The organism is Acidovorax sp. GW458-11-26-14-TSB4, assembly GCF_059423865.1.
This window is the reverse complement of sequence record NZ_JBWKYR010000010.1, coordinates 57,391-73,976: the sequence shown is the minus strand read 5'-3', so window position 1 is coordinate 73,976 and position 16,586 is coordinate 57,391. Positions and strand designations below refer to the sequence as shown.

The 16,586-nt window shown below is 65.4% G+C and carries 16 protein-coding genes and 1 pseudogene; 12 read left to right on the top strand and 5 right to left on the bottom strand.

What is annotated here, in order from left to right; genetic code table 11:
• Window positions 1-37: 37 nt before the first annotated feature.
• Window positions 38-2,008: pseudogene (gene dnaK, locus AC07X5_RS20055) on the bottom strand (molecular chaperone DnaK); the annotation flags it as partial.
• Between the two features lie 70 nt (window positions 2,009-2,078).
• On the bottom strand, window positions 2,079-2,630 hold the full coding sequence (gene grpE, locus AC07X5_RS20050; RefSeq protein WP_494771551.1) for a nucleotide exchange factor GrpE: 552 nt from the start codon (window positions 2,628-2,630) through the stop codon (window positions 2,079-2,081).
• A 235-nt stretch (window positions 2,631-2,865) separates the two neighbouring features.
• Here grpE and rpsF point away from each other — a divergent pair, with 235 nt between their 5' ends.
• The 5 genes from rpsF to dnaB all read left to right on the top strand — a co-directional run bounded on the left by rpsF (window position 2,866) and on the right by dnaB (window position 5,948).
• Complete coding sequence (gene rpsF, locus AC07X5_RS20045) at window positions 2,866-3,249, top strand: 30S ribosomal protein S6 (RefSeq protein ID WP_494771550.1); 384 nt, start codon at window positions 2,866-2,868, stop codon at window positions 3,247-3,249.
• 21 nt (window positions 3,250-3,270) lie between these two features.
• Entirely contained in the window at window positions 3,271-3,561 is a 291-nt protein-coding gene (priB, locus tag AC07X5_RS20040; RefSeq protein ID WP_035202281.1) for a primosomal replication protein N, read from the top strand.
• 17 nt (window positions 3,562-3,578) lie between these two features.
• Window positions 3,579-3,860 carry a 30S ribosomal protein S18 gene (gene rpsR, locus AC07X5_RS20035; protein ID WP_005795932.1) on the top strand — a complete coding sequence of 94 codons (282 nt, stop codon included), beginning with the start codon at window positions 3,579-3,581 and terminating at the stop codon, window positions 3,858-3,860.
• 12 nt (window positions 3,861-3,872) lie between these two features.
• Complete coding sequence (rplI, locus tag AC07X5_RS20030; RefSeq protein WP_494771549.1) at window positions 3,873-4,325, top strand: 50S ribosomal protein L9; 453 nt, start codon at window positions 3,873-3,875, stop codon at window positions 4,323-4,325.
• A 189-nt stretch (window positions 4,326-4,514) separates the two neighbouring features.
• The gene (gene dnaB / locus AC07X5_RS20025; RefSeq protein ID WP_494771548.1) at window positions 4,515-5,948 is read left to right on the top strand and encodes a replicative DNA helicase; all 1,434 of its coding nucleotides are present in this window, start codon (window positions 4,515-4,517) and stop codon (window positions 5,946-5,948) included.
• A gap of 167 nt (window positions 5,949-6,115) precedes the next feature.
• Here the strand turns inward: dnaB and AC07X5_RS20020 are convergent, their stop codons facing one another.
• From AC07X5_RS20020 to AC07X5_RS20010, 3 genes are all read right to left on the bottom strand, one after another.
• Complete coding sequence (locus tag AC07X5_RS20020; RefSeq protein ID WP_494771547.1) at window positions 6,116-7,876, bottom strand: PhoH family protein; 1,761 nt, start codon at window positions 7,874-7,876, stop codon at window positions 6,116-6,118.
• Window positions 7,877-8,059: 183 nt separating this feature from the next.
• Window positions 8,060-8,545, bottom strand: coding sequence for a peroxiredoxin (locus AC07X5_RS20015; protein ID WP_322596052.1), 486 nt, complete (start codon window positions 8,543-8,545; stop codon window positions 8,060-8,062).
• A gap of 301 nt (window positions 8,546-8,846) precedes the next feature.
• Window positions 8,847-9,224 (bottom strand): Mth938-like domain-containing protein, encoded by a 378-nt coding sequence (locus tag AC07X5_RS20010; RefSeq protein ID WP_494771546.1) that lies wholly within the window; start codon window positions 9,222-9,224, stop codon window positions 8,847-8,849.
• A 143-nt stretch (window positions 9,225-9,367) separates the two neighbouring features.
• On the opposite strand from AC07X5_RS20010, the gene AC07X5_RS20005 reads away from it, so the two are divergent.
• The 7 genes from AC07X5_RS20005 (at window position 9,368) to AC07X5_RS19975 (ending at window position 16,582) form a co-directional block, all read left to right on the top strand.
• Window positions 9,368-10,603, top strand: coding sequence for a pyridoxal phosphate-dependent aminotransferase (locus AC07X5_RS20005; protein WP_494771545.1), 1,236 nt, complete (start codon window positions 9,368-9,370; stop codon window positions 10,601-10,603).
• A gap of 29 nt (window positions 10,604-10,632) precedes the next feature.
• Complete coding sequence (locus AC07X5_RS20000) at window positions 10,633-11,673, top strand: DUF1176 domain-containing protein (protein ID WP_494771544.1); 1,041 nt, start codon at window positions 10,633-10,635, stop codon at window positions 11,671-11,673.
• An 11-nt stretch (window positions 11,674-11,684) separates the two neighbouring features.
• On the top strand, window positions 11,685-13,019 hold the full coding sequence (locus tag AC07X5_RS19995) for a homoserine dehydrogenase (protein WP_494771543.1): 1,335 nt from the start codon (window positions 11,685-11,687) through the stop codon (window positions 13,017-13,019).
• A gap of 39 nt (window positions 13,020-13,058) precedes the next feature.
• Entirely contained in the window at window positions 13,059-14,489 is a 1,431-nt protein-coding gene (gene thrC, locus AC07X5_RS19990) for a threonine synthase (protein WP_494771542.1), read from the top strand.
• A gap of 73 nt (window positions 14,490-14,562) precedes the next feature.
• Window positions 14,563-15,108: a molybdopterin-guanine dinucleotide biosynthesis protein B gene (gene mobB / locus AC07X5_RS19985; protein WP_494771541.1), complete on the top strand. Its 546-nt coding sequence runs from the start codon at window positions 14,563-14,565 to the stop codon at window positions 15,106-15,108.
• Complete coding sequence (locus tag AC07X5_RS19980) at window positions 15,105-16,334, top strand: molybdopterin molybdotransferase MoeA (protein ID WP_494771540.1); 1,230 nt, start codon at window positions 15,105-15,107, stop codon at window positions 16,332-16,334. The genes mobB and AC07X5_RS19980 overlap by 4 nt, the downstream gene beginning before the upstream one ends.
• Window positions 16,331-16,582 carry a MoaD/ThiS family protein gene (locus AC07X5_RS19975; protein ID WP_409954456.1) on the top strand — a complete coding sequence of 84 codons (252 nt, stop codon included), beginning with the start codon at window positions 16,331-16,333 and terminating at the stop codon, window positions 16,580-16,582. The genes AC07X5_RS19980 and AC07X5_RS19975 overlap by 4 nt, the downstream gene beginning before the upstream one ends.
• Window positions 16,583-16,586: the final 4 nt, after the last annotated feature.

Here is a 16,586-nt window from a genome sequence, read left to right as displayed (position 1 = left end):
GAGACTCGCGCGGCGGCTCGGGTCAAACGGGGCGTGCTCAGCCCTTCTTGACTTCCTTCACCTCGGCATCGACCACGTTGTCGTCGTCGGGCTTGCTGCCGCCAGCGGATGCCTGCTGGGCGCCGGCTGCGCCTTCCGCGCCGGCACCGGCGGCTGCCTGTGCGGCTTGCGCGTCGGCGTACATCTTCTCGCCCAGCTTCTGGCTGGCGGCCATCAGGGCCGTCGTCTTTTCCTCGATGGCGGCCTTGTCCTCGCCCTTGAGCACGTCTTCCAGGGCCTTCACGGCCGCGGTGATCGCGTCCTTCTCACCGGCGTCGAGCTTGTCGCCATGCTCGGTCATGCTCTTGTTCACGCTGTGCACGGCGGCTTCGCCCTGGTTGCGCGCCTGGATCAGCTCCAGCTTCTTCTTGTCGTCCGCGGCGTTGAGCTCGGCGTCCTTCACCATCTTCTGGATTTCTTCTTCCGACAGGCCGGAGCTGGCCTTGATGGTGATCTTGTTTTCCTTGCCCGTGCCCTTGTCCTTGGCGCCCACATGCAGGATGCCGTTGGCGTCGATGTCGAACGACACCTCGATCTGCGGCGTGCCGCGCGATGCGGGTGGAATGCCTTCGAGGTTGAATTCGCCCAGGAGCTTGTTGCCCGAAGCCATTTCGCGCTCGCCCTGGAACACCTTGATCGTCACGGCCGGCTGGTTGTCGTCGGCGGTCGAGAAGGTCTGTGCGAACTTCGTCGGGATCGTGGTGTTCTTGGTGATCATCTTGGTCATGACGCCGCCCAGGGTCTCGATGCCCAGGGACAGGGGGGTCACGTCCAGCAACAGCACGTCCTTGCGGTCACCCGAGAGCACCTGGCCCTGGATGGCAGCGCCCACGGCGACGGCTTCGTCGGGGTTCACGTCCTTGCGGGGGTCCTTGCCGAAGAACTCCTTGACCTTCTCCTGCACCTTGGGCATGCGCGTCATGCCGCCCACCAGGATCACGTCGTGGATGTCGGACACGGACACGCCGGCGTCCTTGATGGCCGTGCGGCAAGGAGCGATGGTGCGCTCGATCAGCTCGTCCACCAGCGACTCCAGCTTGGCGCGGGTCAGCTTGATGTTCAGGTGCTTGGGGCCCGAAGCGTCGGCCGTGATGTAGGGCAGGTTGATGTCGGTCGCAGCCGAGTTGGACAGCTCGATCTTGGACTTCTCGGCCGCTTCCTTCAGGCGCTGCAGGGCCAGCACGTCCTTGGACAGGTCGACGCCTTGCTCTTTCTTGAACTCGGTGATGATGTAGTCGATGATGCGCTGGTCGAAGTCTTCGCCGCCCAGGAAGGTGTCGCCGTTGGTCGACAGCACTTCGAACTGCTTTTCGCCGTCCACGTCGGCGATCTCGATGATCGACACGTCGAACGTGCCGCCACCCAGGTCATACACGGCGATCTTGCGGTCGCCCTTTTCCTGCTTGTCCAGGCCGAAGGCCAGGGCGGCAGCGGTGGGTTCGTTGATGATGCGCTTGACGTCCAGGCCGGCAATGCGGCCGGCGTCCTTGGTGGCCTGGCGCTGGGCGTCGTTGAAGTACGCTGGCACCGTGATCACGGCTTCCGTCACGGGCTCGCCAAGATAGTCTTCAGCCGTCTTCTTCATCTTGCGCAGGATGTCGGCGGACACCTGCTGGGCCGACAGCTTGTTGCCACGCACTTCGATCCAGGCATCGCCATTGTCGGCGGCCACGATCTTGTAGGGCATCAGGTCGATGTCCTTTTGCACTTCCTTCTCGGTGAACTTGCGGCCGATCAGGCGCTTCACGGCATACAGCGTGTTCTTGGGGTTGGTGACGGCCTGGCGCTTGGCCGAAGCGCCGACGAGGATCTCGCCGTCTTCCTGGTAGGCGACGATGGAAGGCGTGGTGCGGGCGCCTTCGCTGTTCTCGATCACGCGGGTCGAGTTGCCCTCCATGATGGAAACGCAGCTGTTCGTGGTGCCCAGGTCAATACCGATGATTTTTCCCATTTTCTTCTCCGCGATGTTTGATTGATTTGGATGATTGGTAACTTGTGGATAACCTGGCTGGCTTCAAGCCGTTGTCCACCAAATTTATTTATTTCGGGGCGGTGACGGTCACCAGGGCCGGGCGCAGCACGCGGTCGGCGATCTTGTAGCCCTTTTGCAGCACGGCGACCACGGTGTTGGGTTCCTGGTCGGCCGGCGCCACGCTGATGGCCTGGTGCTGGTGGGGGTCGAACTTCTCGCCGGCGGGCGGGTTGATGGCCAGCACCTTGTTGCGCTCCAGGGCCGAGGTCAGCTGGCGCAGGGTGGCATCGGCGCCCTCGCGCAGCTGCTGGGGCGTGGCTTCCTTGATGCCCAGGGCGGCATCCAGGCTGTCGGCCACGGGCAGCAGGCTCTCGGCAAAGCTCTCGATGCCGAACTTGCGGGCCTTGGCCACTTCATCGTCGGCACGGCGGCGGGCGTTCTCGGCCTCGGCCTTGGCTCGCAGGAACTGGTCGGCCAGATCGGCGCTCTTGGCCTTGAGATCGGCCAGCTCGCCTTGCAGGCGCGACAGCTCGTCAGAGGCATTGGCGGCCATGGCGGCTTCAATTTCTTCGGGGGAGGGGGCGTCTTGGGAAGGGTTTTGCTGGCTGTTGTCGGACATGTCGGTCTTCGTAAATAAACAGTACGCGCACAAGGTTGGGCGTGTATGTGGTATTTCAAGCGCTGCGCGCCGCGTGGCGTGCATTTGCCGTGGCCAGGCCCTTCCATGGGGTCCTGCGGCAGGCTTGTAACAGGGTGGAGTGTACAAGCTCAATGTTGCGGGCTATAATCTACGGCTTTGCCCTTGCCACACCGCTTCTGGACGCAGCGGGTGGTCTCATCCAAAAGGAGTCTGCATGCGTCATTACGAAATCATTTTGTTGATCCACCCGGATCAAAGCGAACAAGTTCCAGCCATGCTGGAGCGCTACAAGGGCATGATCACCGCTGGCGGTGGCAAGGTGCACCGCGTGGAAGACTGGGGCCGCCGTCAACTGGCGTACCTGATCAACAAGCTGGCCAAGGCCCACTACCTGTGCGTGAACATCGAAGCCGACCAGGCCGTGATGGCTGAACTGGAGCACGCCTTCAAGTTCAACGACGCCGTGCTGCGCCACCTGACGGTTCAGAAGAAGAAGGCCGACACGGGCCCATCTTCGATGATGAAGACCGTCGAGCGCGAAGAAGCCCGCAAGGCCAGTCAGGCGGAATACGCTGCTGCCAACGGCGGCGAGCGCTGATCGCCCACAGTCCCTGAGGGAGTGGAGAACCGCGTCGTCTTGACGGCCTGTATCGCCGAGGCTGAGGCCCTGCGCTACACACCCGCCGGTCTGCCCGCCATTGCCTTGCGGCTCGAACACGAGTCCAGGCAGAACGAGGCAGGGGAGCCGCGCGATGTCAAGGCAGCCATGAAGGCAGTCGCATTCGGTGCGATGGCCGAGCGGTTGGCAAGGCAGCAGATTGGGAGTCGATGGACTTTCAGCGGCTTCCTCGCCACCCCGCGCAACGGCCGCAACGCTGTGCTCCACATCCAGGATATTCAACAAAATTAATTTTCAAGGGGTCCGCAATGGCCACGTTCAAGAAGTTCAACAAAGACAAGCGCCCAAAGCGCAACACCCAGTCCCTGCTGTTCAAGCGCAAGCGCTTCTGCCGCTTCACGGTGACCGGTGTTGAAGAAATCGACTACAAGGATGTCGACACGCTGCGCGATTTCATCGCCGAAAACGGCAAGATCATCCCCGCGCGCCTGACCGGCACGCGCGCCATCTTCCAGCGCCAGCTGAACACCGCCATCAAGCGCGCCCGCTTCCTGGCCCTGGTGCCTTACAGCGACCAGCACAAGATCTAAGGAGCACAACCCATGCAAATCATTCTGCTCGACAAGGTTGTGAACCTCGGCAACCTGGGCGAAATCGTCAAGGTCAAGGACGGCTACGCACGCAACTTCCTGATCCCTTCGGGCCGCGCACGCCGTGCCACCGAATCGGCCAAGGCCGAGTTCGAAGCCAAGCGCGCCGAACTGGAAAAGGCTGCTGCCGCCAAGCTGGCACAAGCCCAGGCTGAAGGCGAAAAGCTGGCCGGCACCACGGTCAAGCTGACGCAAAAGGCCGGTGTGGATGGCCGTCTGTTCGGTTCCGTGACGAACCACGACATTGCCGAAGAGCTGAACAAGCAAGGCTACAAGGTCGCCAAGGCCCAGGTTCGCCTGCCCAACGGCCCGATCAAGGTCGTGAGCGAAAGCGTCGTCAGCGTGGCTCTGCACACCGACGTGGTGGTGGACGTCAACGTCTCGGTCTACGGCGAAACCGCCTGATCGCCAGCACGTAGCAACTGCGTGACTTGCCGCAAAAGCCGCCCTCGGGCGGCTTTTGTCTTTGCGATGCCGCCATCTGTACAGGATTGCCCACCGGTAATCCACAGATTGCCCCAAGGCTTATCCCCGGATGCCAGATCGTGCTGGTGAGGGGATGTGCACCATCAGGCCCCTGCCCGGAGAAATTCCATGTCCGCTGCTGTCTTTCCCCCGCTCGACGAACAGGGTTTTGTGCCGCCTTCCGGTTCCGGTGAGGACCAGGAGATCGCCAAGCTGCGCACGCCGCCGCATTCCATCGAGGCCGAATCCAGCGTGCTCGGTGGCCTGCTGCTCGACAACAACGCCTGGGACCGCGTGGGCGACCTGCTGGTGGAGAGCCATTTCTACCGGCACGAGCACCAGATGATCTACTCGGCCATCGGCGCGCTGATCAATGCCAGCAAGCCGGCCGACGTGATCACCGTGTTCGAGCACCTGAAGAACCTGGGCAATGCCCAGGACGCAGGCGGGCTGGCCTACCTGAACAACCTGGCGCAGTACGTTCCGAGCGCGAGCAACATCCGCCGCTATGCGGAAATCGTGCGCGAGCGCGCCATCCTGCGCAAGCTGGTCACGGCCAGCGACGAAATCTCCACCAATGCCTTCAACCCCCAGGGCAAGACGGTGGAGCGCATCCTGGACGAGGCCGAGGCCAAGATCTTTGCGATCGGTGAAGAGGGCTCGCGCACCAAGCAGGGCTTCCAGTCGCTCGACAACCTCGTGATCGACCTGCTCGACAAGGTGCAGGAGATGGCCGACAACCCGGTCGACGTGACCGGCGTGCCCACCGGATTCGCCGACCTGGACCGCATGACCTCGGGCCTGCAGGCCGGCGACATGGTGGTGCTGGCGGCGCGCCCCTCCATGGGCAAGACCTCGTTCGCGGTGAACATCGCCGAGCACGTGGCCCTCAACGAAGGCCTGCCGGTCGCCATCTTCTCCATGGAAATGGGCGCCGCCCAGCTGGCCGTGCGTATCGTGGGCTCCATCGGCCGCGTGAACCAGGGCAACCTGCGCACCGGCAAGCTCACCGACGAGGAATGGCCGCGCCTGACCGAGGCCATCGAGCGCCTGCGCACCGTTTCGCTGCACATCGACGAAACCCCGGGCCTGACCCCCGGCGAACTGCGTGCCAACGCCCGGCGGCTGGCGCGCCAGTGCGGCAAGCTCGGCCTGATCGTGGTCGACTACCTGCAGCTCATGAGCGGCTCGGGCGCCGGCAGCGCCGACAACCGCGCCACCGAGCTGGGAGAGATCTCCCGGGGCCTGAAGATGCTGGCCAAGGAACTGCAGTGCCCGGTGATCGCGCTGTCGCAGCTCAACCGCTCGGTCGAGCAGCGCACCGACAAGCGCCCCATGATGTCCGACCTGCGCGAATCAGGCGCCATCGAGCAGGACGCGGACATCATCATGTTCATCTACCGCGACGACTACTACAACAAGGACAGCAAGGAGCCCAACGTGGCCGAGGTCATTATCGGCAAGCAGCGTAACGGCCCGACCGGCACGGTGAAGCTGTTCTTCCAGAAGAACCAGACCCGCTTTGAAAACCTCGCCATGGGCAGCGGTGGTGATGATTATTGAACCCCCCTGAGGCGCTTCGCGCCATCTCCCCCCAGGGGGACGCTCCCAGTGCGGCGGCGCGGCCCTTGCACGGGAGCGCTGGCGGGGCCGCGCCCACTTCACAGGTCGGAAATGAAAAGGCCCCTGCCATCGGCAGGGGCCTTTTCATTGTGGAGCAGTGCAGTTCGTCAGAGTACCTCGCTGGCGAAGTCTGCGAGGCGTGAGCGCTCACCCCGCGCCAGCGTGATATGCCCGCTGTGCGGCCAGCCCTTGAAGCGGTCCACCGCATAGGTCAGGCCCGAGGAGCCTTCGGTCAGGTAGGGGGTGTCGATCTGCGCCAGGTTGCCCATGCAGATGATCTTGGTGCCCGGGCCGGCGCGCGTGATCAGCGTCTTCATCTGCTTGGGCGTCAGGTTCTGCGCCTCGTCGATGATCACGTACTTGTTCAGGAAGGTGCGCCCGCGCATGAAGTTCATGCTCTTGATCTTGATGCGGCTCCTGATCAGCTCGTTGGTGGCGGCGCGGCCCCACTCGCCGGCATTGCCGCCGTCGCCCTTGGCCAGGAACTCGAGGTTGTCGTCCAGCGCGCCCATCCAGGGGCCCATCTTCTCCTCTTCCGTGCCGGGCAGAAAGCCGATGTCCTCGCCCACGCTCACAGTGGCGCGGGTCATGATGATCTCGGTGTAGCGGCGGTCGTCCAGCACCTGGGTCAGGCCTGCGGCCAGGGCCAGCAGGGTCTTGCCGGTGCCGGCCGTGCCGGTCAGGGTCACGAAGTCGATTTCGGGGTCCATGAGCAGGTTCATGGCGTAGTTCTGCTCGCGGTTGCGCGTGGTCACGCCCCACACCGCGTGCTTGGCCGAACCGTAGTCCTTGAGCGTCTGCAGCACCGCCGTTTTTTCGCGGATCTCGCTCACGCGGGCGAACAGGCTGGGCTCGCCGGGGGCTTCGAAGTACACGAACTGGTTGATCATCAGCTGCGGCACGATGGGCCCGCCGATGCGGTAGTAAGTGTGCACTCCGCTCTGCCAGCTTTCGACATTCTTGCCGCTCTTGACCCAGAAGTCCGGCGGCAGGGCCAGCACGCCTGAGTACAGCAGGTCACCGTCTTCCAGCGTCTTGTCGTTCTGGTAGTCCTCGGCGGCCAGGCCCAGGGCGCGTGCCTTGACGCGCATGTTGATGTCCTTGGACACCAGCACCACCTCGCGCGGGGCGTGCAGATTGCGCAGGGCCTCCACCACACCCAGGATCTGGTTGTCGGCCTTGCCCGGGGGCAGGCTGGTGGGCAGGCTGTAATCCAGCGGAGCGGTCTGGAAGAACAGGTGGCCGCCGGCTGCGCGCTGGCCGGTGGAATCGAGCTTGAGGCCGTGGGCGATGTCGGCGCCCGTGACGCCCGCCAGGGCATCCAGGGTGCGGCTGGTCTGGCGGCCGTTGCGGGCCACTTCGGTCATGCCCTTCTTGTGGCCGTCGAGCTCTTCCAGCACGATCATGGGCAGGAAGATGTCGTGCTCTTCGAAGCGGAACAGGCTGGTCGGGTCGTGCAGCAGCACATTGGTGTCCAGCACGAACAGCTTGGACGGGCCGCTCGGGCGCGCGCGCTTGGTGGTACGGGAGGCCGGGGTGGCTGCTGCCGGCGCCGTTGCGGCCGTGCTGGCGGGGGGCTTTTTGGCGCTGCTGCGTGCGGTCGCGGGTGCGGCCGGTGCCTTCGCGCGGCTGCCTGCCGCCACGGGTTCCGCCTGCGCAGCGGCTGTCATGGTTGCTGCGGGGGCGGGTACGGCCTGCAGGGTGGCGCGACCGGAGGTGGCCTTGCGGGCGGGCGTGCGGGCTGCAGGGGGTTCCAGGGCTTCTGCGGCTGCGGGCTGCGCTGTGGCGCGGCCGGGTTTGGCCACCACGTCATAGGCATCGGGGGAGAGCAGGGCGGCGCGGCGGCTGGGAGCGGGGGGAAGGGGCATGGTGTGCGGGGCCTCGGTCTGTGGTGGGATCAGAAAGCAAAAAGCCGCCTGGAGGCCAAGGCGGCTTTGTCGGGGAGGGCGGTCGTTGCAGAATCCAGAAGCATTGGCCCCATTATGCCTATTCCGCGTGGCGCGCCCGCAGTGGGCACGCAAGGCTGTTGCGGGCAGGCCCGCAGCCCGGTTTCAGGCGGCTTTCTTCAGGGCCTTGATGCCCTTGACGGCCTTGAGCACCTCGTCCACATGGCCGGGCACCTTCAGTCCGCGCCATTCCTGCACCAGGAGGCCATCGGGGCCGATCAGGAAGGTGCTGCGCTCGATGCCCTTGACCTTCTTGCCGTACATGATCTTGTTCTTGACCACGCCGAACATGTGGCACATCTTCTCTTCGGTGTCGGCGATCAGTTCGAACGGGAGTTCCAGCTTTTCCTTGAAGTCATCATGCGACTTCATGTTGTCGCGCGACACGCCGAACACGGCAGCGCCGGCCTTCACGAAGTCCTTGTACTTGTCGCGGAACTGCATGGCCTCCGTCGTGCAGCCCGGGGTGTTGTCCTTGGGATAGAAGTACAGCACCAGAATCTGGCCAAGGTGGGAGGTGTTGGAGACCTTGATTCCACCGGTTGCGTTGGCTTCAAATTCAGGGAGGGGTTTGTTGACAACGATCGCCATATCACTTCAATCTCTCAGGATGTAGTCGTTGATAAGCCAGGGGAGTGGGGGTGTCCAAAGCGGCTAACAAAACTCTTCTGGCGTTGTCGCTGCGTCTTGTCGTACTACCGTACTGCCTGCGACGCAGCGCCTAGCCAGAACCGCTTCGCTGAATTTTGTTAGCCGCTCTTATTGCTTTTGAAAGGCCCCTGGCCGCAACCGTAGATTTTACCCTGAAACGGACTCTTTCGCGAATCGCATTCTGTAACCAAAGTACACAGGCCGGAGCCTGTTCGGTACCTGGGCCGCACCAAAGCCCGGGTCAGGGCGCTGCCTCCAGCAGCAGGGCCGCGACCACGTTGCGCCCCTCGCCTGCCAGGATGTTGTAGGTGCGGCAGGCCGCGGCCGTGTCCATGGTTTCCAGGCCCAGGCGGCGCGCCATCAACGGCTGCAGCCAGGCTGGGGGCGGAAAACGGTTGCGCTGCCCGCTGCCGAAGATGACCAGCTCGGCCTCGAGTTTCGCCAGTTCGGCGAAATGCTCGGCCGTCAGGTCCTCGAAGCGGGTGCAGGGCCAGGCCTGGCGCAGCCCGTCCGAGCCGACGATCACGCTGTGGGTGATCTTCTCGCCGTCCACCCCGATCCAGCCAGGACCGTAGCCCGTGACGGTTTGGACGTTGGCTTTGTCGGGCTGGAATTTCATGGTGTGTGTCGGGTGCGCGGCGCGGGCCCCGGGGCCCGCCTCGCTGGTGATCTGTGGTCAAATTATAGGTTTCGCCCATGGGCCGGTCCCTTTGGCCGACCCTGGTGCGAACCGCACTTTTTGTCCACCGCACCTTCCAGCGCATGAAAACCGTCCAGAAATCCGCCAAGCTTGCCAACGTCTGCTACGACATCCGGGGCCCGATCATGGATGCGGCCAAGAAGATGGAAGAGGACGGCCACAAGATCATCAAGCTCAACATCGGCAACCTGGCGGTGTTCGGCTTCGACGCGCCCGAAGAGATCCAGCAGGACATGATCCGCAACCTGCCCAATTCGGCCGGCTATTCGGACAGCAAGGGCATCTTCGCGGCCCGCAAGGCCGTGATGCACGAAACGCAAAAGCAGGGCATCAAGGGCGTGGCCCTCGATGATATCTACCTGGGCAACGGCGCCAGCGAGCTGATCGTGATGGCCACCAACGCCCTGCTGGACGATGGCGACGAGCTGCTGCTGCCCTCGCCCGACTACCCGCTGTGGACCGCCGCGGCCAGCCTCTCGGGCGGCACGCCCGTGCACTACCTGTGCGAAGAGGCCAACGGCTGGATGCCCGACCTGGCCGACATCCGCGCCAAGATCACGCCGCGCACCAAGGGCATCGTGGTCATCAACCCGAATAACCCGACGGGCGCGCTGTATTCGGACGAACTGCTGCGCGGCATCGTCGCCATCGCGCGCGAGCATGGCCTGGTGATCTTTGCCGACGAGGTCTACGACAAGGTGCTTTACGACGGCGCCACGCACACCGCCATCGGCTCGCTCAGCGAGGACGTGCTCACCCTGACCTTCAACTCCCTGTCCAAGAGCTACCGCTCCTGCGGCTACCGCGCAGGCTGGCTGGTGGTCTCGGGCGACAAGAAGCCCGCGCGCGACTACATCGAGGGCCTGAACATGCTCTCCAACATGCGCCTGTGCGCCAACGTGCCGGGGCAGTGGGCCATCCAGACCGCGCTGGGCGGCCACCAGAGCATCAACGAGCTGGTGTGCGAGGGCGGGCGCCTGCGCAAGCAGCGCGACCTGGCCTATGAGCTGATCACCGCCATTCCGGGCGTCACCTGCGTCAAGCCCCGCGCTGCGCTCTACATGTTCCCGCGCCTGGACCCGGCCGTCTATCCGATCAAGGACGACCAGCAGTTCTTCCTGGAATTGCTGCAGGAGACCAAGGTCATGCTGGTGCAGGGCACGGGCTTCAACTGGGCTGCGCCCGACCATTTCCGCATCGTGTTCCTGCCCCACGAGGACGACCTGCGCGACGCCATCGGCCGCGTGGCGCGCTTCCTGGAGCAGTACCGCAAGCGCAAGCAGACGGCGGCCGCCTGAGGCGATTGCGCACCGGAGACCATCTGCCCATGCGCCACCACCATGCCGCCCATGCCCTGTTGCCTTGCGTGTGCCTGCTGGCCCTGGCGCTGCCAGCGCAGGCTGCGGACAAGGAGCCTGTGCGCTTCACCCACAAGGACTGGGGCCTGCAGTGCGACAACACCCGCGCCTGCAGCGCCGTGGGCTACCAGCCGGAGGCGGGCGACTCAGGGCCCGTGTCCATCCGCCTGACCCGCGAAGCCGGTCCCGGCACGCCGGTGCTGGTGGACCTGCAGGTATCCACCGAGGACGCCACGCCGGCGTCGCTGAACCTCAAGGTGGGCAAGCTCTCCCTTTCCGGCCTGAAGGGTGACATTCCGCGCGTTCCGGCCGGCCAGGTGGCTGCACTGCTGCAGGAGCTGCAGAAGAACGACGAGGCCACCGTCACCGCGGGCAAGGAACAATGGGTGCTGTCGCTGGCTGGCGCCAGCGCCGTGCTGCTCAAGATGGACGAGGCCCAGGGCCGCGTGGGCACGCCCGGCGCGCTGGTGCGGCGCGGCAGCAAGTCCGAATCCTCGGTGTTGGCTGCGGTGCCCGCGCCGGTGGTCAACGCCGTGCGGCCCCTGCCCGAGCGCAAGGGCGACGATGCCCTCGCCAAGCCACTGCTGGCCGCCATCGATCTCAAGGAGGTCGACGACCGCTGCAACGGCGACCCGCCCAAGCCGGCCGAAGTGCAGGTGCATCGCCTCACGGAGCGCAAGGTACTGCTGTCCATCCCCTGCGCCATGGGCGCCTACAATTTCGGTGGCCTGAACTGGCTGGCCAACGACCGCCCGCCCTACCAGCCGCAGCAACTCGACGCCGAAGGCGAATTCGATGCGGCCGACGGCTCGATCCGCTCCTCCATGAAGGGACGCGGCATCGGAGACTGCTGGTCCATGCAGGAATGGCATTTCGACGGCAAGGGCTTCGTGCTCACCGGCCAGTCCGGCGACAGCATGTGCCGCGGCTTTGCCGGCGGCGCCTGGCAACTGCCCTCCTACACCGCCAAGGTGGTCCTGCCCACCAACCCCGCTTCCAAGAAACCCTGATTTTTATGACCATGAAACCCATCCAAGTAGGCCTGCTGGGCATCGGCACCGTCGGCAGCGGCGTGTTCAACGTGCTGCAGCGCAACCAGGAAGAAATCCGCCGCCGTGCCGGCCGCGGCATCGAGATCACCATGGTGGCCGACCTGGACGTGGCGCGCGCCCGCTCGGTCGTGGGTGAGGGCGTGCAGGTCGTCAACGACGCCCGTGCCATCATCGCCAACCCCGACATCGACATCGTCATCGAGCTCATCGGCGGCTACGGCATCGCCCGTGCGCTGGTGCTGGAGGCCATCGCGGCCGGCAAGCATGTGGTCACCGCCAACAAGGCGCTGCTGGCCGTGCACGGCACCGAGATCTTCGCTGCCGCATCGGCCAAGGGCGTGATGGTGGCATTCGAGGCCGCCGTGGCCGGTGGCATCCCCATCATCAAGGCGCTGCGCGAAGGCCTCACGGCCAACCGCATCCAGTGGATCGCCGGCATCATCAACGGCACCACCAACTTCATCCTGTCCGAGATGCGCGACAAGGGCCTCGATTTCGACGTGGTTCTCAAGGAAGCCCAGCGCCTGGGCTACGCCGAGGCCGACCCCACCTTCGACATCGAAGGCGTGGACGCCGCCCACAAGGTCACGCTGATGAGCGCCATCGCCTTCGGCATCCCGGTGCAGTTCGACAAGGCCTACGTCGAAGGCATCACCAAGCTGGGTGCGGCCGACATCAAGTACGCAGAGCAACTGGGCTACCGCATCAAGCTGCTGGGCATCACCAAGCGCGCCGACAAGGGCATCGAGCTGCGCGTGCACCCGAGCCTGGTGCCCGCCAAGCGCCTCATCGCCAACGTCGAGGGCGCCATGAACGCCGTGGTGGTGCAGGGCGATGCCGTGGGCTCCACGCTGTACTACGGCAAGGGCGCGGGCAGCGAGCCCACGGCCAGTGCCGTGATCGCCGACCTGGTGGACATCACCCGCCTGCACACGGCCGACCCCGAGCACCGCGTGCCGCACCTGGCCTTCCAGGCGAACACCCTGGCCGACGCCATGGGCACGCTGCCCCTGCTGCCCATGAGCGAAGTGGTCACCAGCTACTACCTGCGCCTGCGCGTGGCCGACCAGGCCGGCGTGCTGGCCAAGGTCACCGGCCTGCTGGCCGAGGCCGGCATCAGCATCGACGCCATGCTGCAGCGCGAAGCCGACGAAGTCGGCGGAGAAGGTTCCACGCAGACCGACCTCATCATCCTCACGCACGAGACGCGCGAAGGCACCATGGACGCCGTGATCGCCCAGATGCAGGCCCTGCCCACCGTGCTGGCGCCGATCACGCGCATCCGCAAGGAAGAGCTCAACTGACGCCTCTGGCGTGCGCGCCCTGAGCGCAACGGAACACCCATGAAATACCTCAGCACCCGCGGCCATGCAGACCGCAAGCAGTTCTGCGACATCCTGCTCGAAGGCCTGGCCCCCGATGGCGGCCTGTACCTGCCCGAGCACTATCCGCAGGTCAACGACGCCATGCTCACGCGCCTGCGCAAGGCCTACCATGAGCAGGGCTACGCCGAACTGGCCTTCCAGATCCTGTCGCTGTACATCGACGACATCCCGGCAGCCGACCTCAAGGCCCTGTGCGAGAAGACGTACACGGCCGAGGTCTTCGGCACCGGCGAGATCGTGCCCCTGCGCCACCTGGAGAACAGCCTCTGGCTCGAAGCCCTGTCCAACGGCCCCACGCTGGCCTTCAAGGACATGGCCATGCAGCTCCTGGGCAACCTGTTCGAGTACGAGCTGGGCCGCCGCGGCGAAGAACTGAACATCCTCGGGGCCACCAGCGGCGACACCGGCAGCGCGGCCGAGTACGCCATGCGCGGCAAGAAGGGCGTGCGCGTCTTCATGACCAGCCCGCATGGCCGCATGAGCGCCTTCCAGCAGGCGCAGATGTTCAGCCTGCAGGACGAGAACATCCACAACATCGCCATCGAAGGCGTGTTCGACGACTGCCAGGACATCGTCAAGGCCGTGAGCAACGACCTGGCGTTCAAGCGCAAGTACAAGATCGGCACCGTCAACTCCATCAACTGGGCGCGCCTGCTGGCGCAGGTGGTCTACTACTTCGCCGGCTATGTGCAGGCCACCGAGACCAACGACCAGAAGGTCAGCTTCACTGTGCCCAGCGGCAACTTCGGCAACGTCTGTGCCGGCCATGTGGCGCGCATGATGGGCCTGCCCATCGCGAAGCTGGTGGTGGCCACCAACGAGAACGACGTGCTCGACGAGTTCTTCCGCACCGGCGTGTACCGCGTGCGCGGCAGCGCCGATACGCACGAGACCTCCAGCCCCTCGATGGACATCAGCAAGGCCAGCAACTTCGAGCGTTTCGTGTTCGACCTGCTGGGCCGCGACGGTGCGCGCACCAAGGCCTTGTTCGGCGATGCGCTGTCCCAGGACGGCCGGTTTGATCTGAGCCGTGATCCGAAGTTTGCCGACGCGGCCAGCCGCTACGGCTTCGAGAGCGGCAAGAGCACGCATGCCGACCGCCTGGCCACCATCAAGGGCAACTTCCAGCGCCATGGCGTGACCATCGACACCCACACCGCCGATGGCGTGAAGGTGGCTTTGGAGCACCACAGCGACCCGGCCGTGCCCATGATCGTGCTGGAGACGGCGCTGCCGATCAAGTTCGCCGAAACCATCATCGAAGCCCTGGGCCAGCCGCCCGAGCGGCCGGCGAAGTTTGCCGGCATCGAAGACCTGCCCAAGCGCGTGCAGGTGATGCCGGCCGATGTGCAGCTGGTCAAGGCCTACATCGAACGCCATTGCCATTGAGGCGGGCGGGGCCGGTGGAGCGGATCGAACACAGCAGGGCCGGGCCGAGCCGCGGTTCCATGCAGGAGGTGGGATGAAGGTTGTCTGTTTTGCAGGCTTTTCCGGCAGTGGCAAGACCACCCTGGTCGAGCAATTGATCCAGGAACTGCGGGCAAGGGGCCAGCGGGTGTCCGTGGTCAAGCATGCGCACCACAATTTCGATGTGGACCATCCGGGCAAGGACACCTGGCGCCACCGCCAGGCGGGTGCCTTCGAGGTGGTAGCCGCCTCCGACCGGCGCCTGGCGCTGATGCGCGAATTCGAGCGGCCTGCCGAACTCACCGTGCACCACCTGCTGGCCGAGCTCTACCAGGGGGTGGACTGGGTGCTGGTGGAGGGTTTCAAGAACAGCGACCTGCTCAAGATCGAGATCTGGCGTGCTCCCGGCGAGGGCGAAGAACCCCGTGGCGTGCTGTTTCCCGAGGACGATTTCGTGGCGGCCGTGGCCACCGACGCCCCAGGGCAGTTGCCCGTGCCCACAGGGCTGCCGCTGCTCGACCTCAATGCCCCGGCCCAGGTCGTGGACTGGCTGGAGCAGTATGCCCACCGCTTCGAGTACGACTGGGAACTGCACCAATGAAACCCCCTGGCAAGCCCCTCAAGCCCTTTGACGCCGCCCTGGCAGACCTGCTCGCCGCCGCTGCGCCGCTGGCGGGCACCGATCTCGTTTCAACCTTCGATGCCGATGGCCGGGTGCTCGCGCAGGACGCCATTTCGTCCCTGCAGGTGCCGCCCCAGGACAACAGCGCCATGGATGGCTATGCCGTGCGCAGCGCCGACGTGCCAGCCCCCGGCACGGTGCTGCCGGTATCGCAGCGCATCGCTGCAGGCAGTGCCGGTACCCCTTTGGCCGCCGGCACGGCAGCGCGCATCTTTACGGGCGCACCGGTGCCCGAAGGCGCCGACGCGGTGTTGATGCAGGAGGACTGCGAGGCGCTGCAGGATGGCAGCGTGCGCATCCAGGCCGTGCCCTCCGCCGGGCAATGGATACGCCGTGCCGGTGAGGACATCCGCCTGGGCGCGACCATCCTGGCCGCAGGCATGCGCCTGTCGCCGGCCGAGCTGGGCTTGGCCGCCAGCATTGGCCTGCATGAACTGCAGGTGGCGCGCCGCCCGCGCGTGGCGCTGTTTTCTACCGGTGATGAGCTGGTGATGCCGGGCGAGGTGCCGCCCGAGCAGATGCGCCCCGGCGCCATCTACAACAGCAACCGCTTTTTCCTGCGCGCCATGCTGCTGCGCCTGGGCTGCGACGTGACGGACTTCGGCATCGTGCCTGACCGGCGCGAGGCCACCGTCGAGGCCCTGCGCAAGGCCAGCGAGGCCCATGACCTGATCCTCACCAGTGGCGGGGTCTCGGTGGGCGAAGAGGACCATGTCAAGCCTGCCGTGGAGTCGCTGGGTTCGCTGGATCTGTGGCAGATCGGCATGAAACCGGGCAAGCCCTTCGCCTACGGCCGGGTGGGGGCTGCGCACTTCATCGGCCTGCCGGGCAACCCGGTGTCGAGCTACATGACCTTTGCCCTGCTGGTGCGGCCCTTCGTGCTGCGACTGCAGGGCGTGCAGGACGTGGCGCCCCGGCCACTGCCAGCGGTGGCCCGCTTTGCCTGGCCCAAGGCCGACAAGCGCCGCGAGTTCCTGCGCGTGCGCCGCCATCCCGAGGGCGGGCTCGACCTGTTTTCCAACCAGAGCTCGGGCGTGCTCACCTCTGCCGCCTGGGGCGATGGCGTGGTGGACAACCCGGCGGGCCAGACCATTGCGCCGGGTGACACTGTGCAGTTCATCGCCTTTTCGGATTTGCTGTCATGAAGCTCACGGTGCGCTACTTCGCCTCTATCCGCGAAGCCATCGGCCAGGGCAGCGAGGCCGTGGAGACCTCTGCCGCCACGCTGGGCGCACTGCGCGATGAACTCATCGCGCGTGGCGGCGCCCACGCAGACAGCCTGGCCCGCGGCCGGGCCGTGCGCATGGCGCTGGACCAGGTGATGAGTGGCGAGGCCGCCATCCTGCGCGAAGGCGCCGAGGTGGCGTTCTTCCCGCCTGTCACGGGCGGCTGACCCT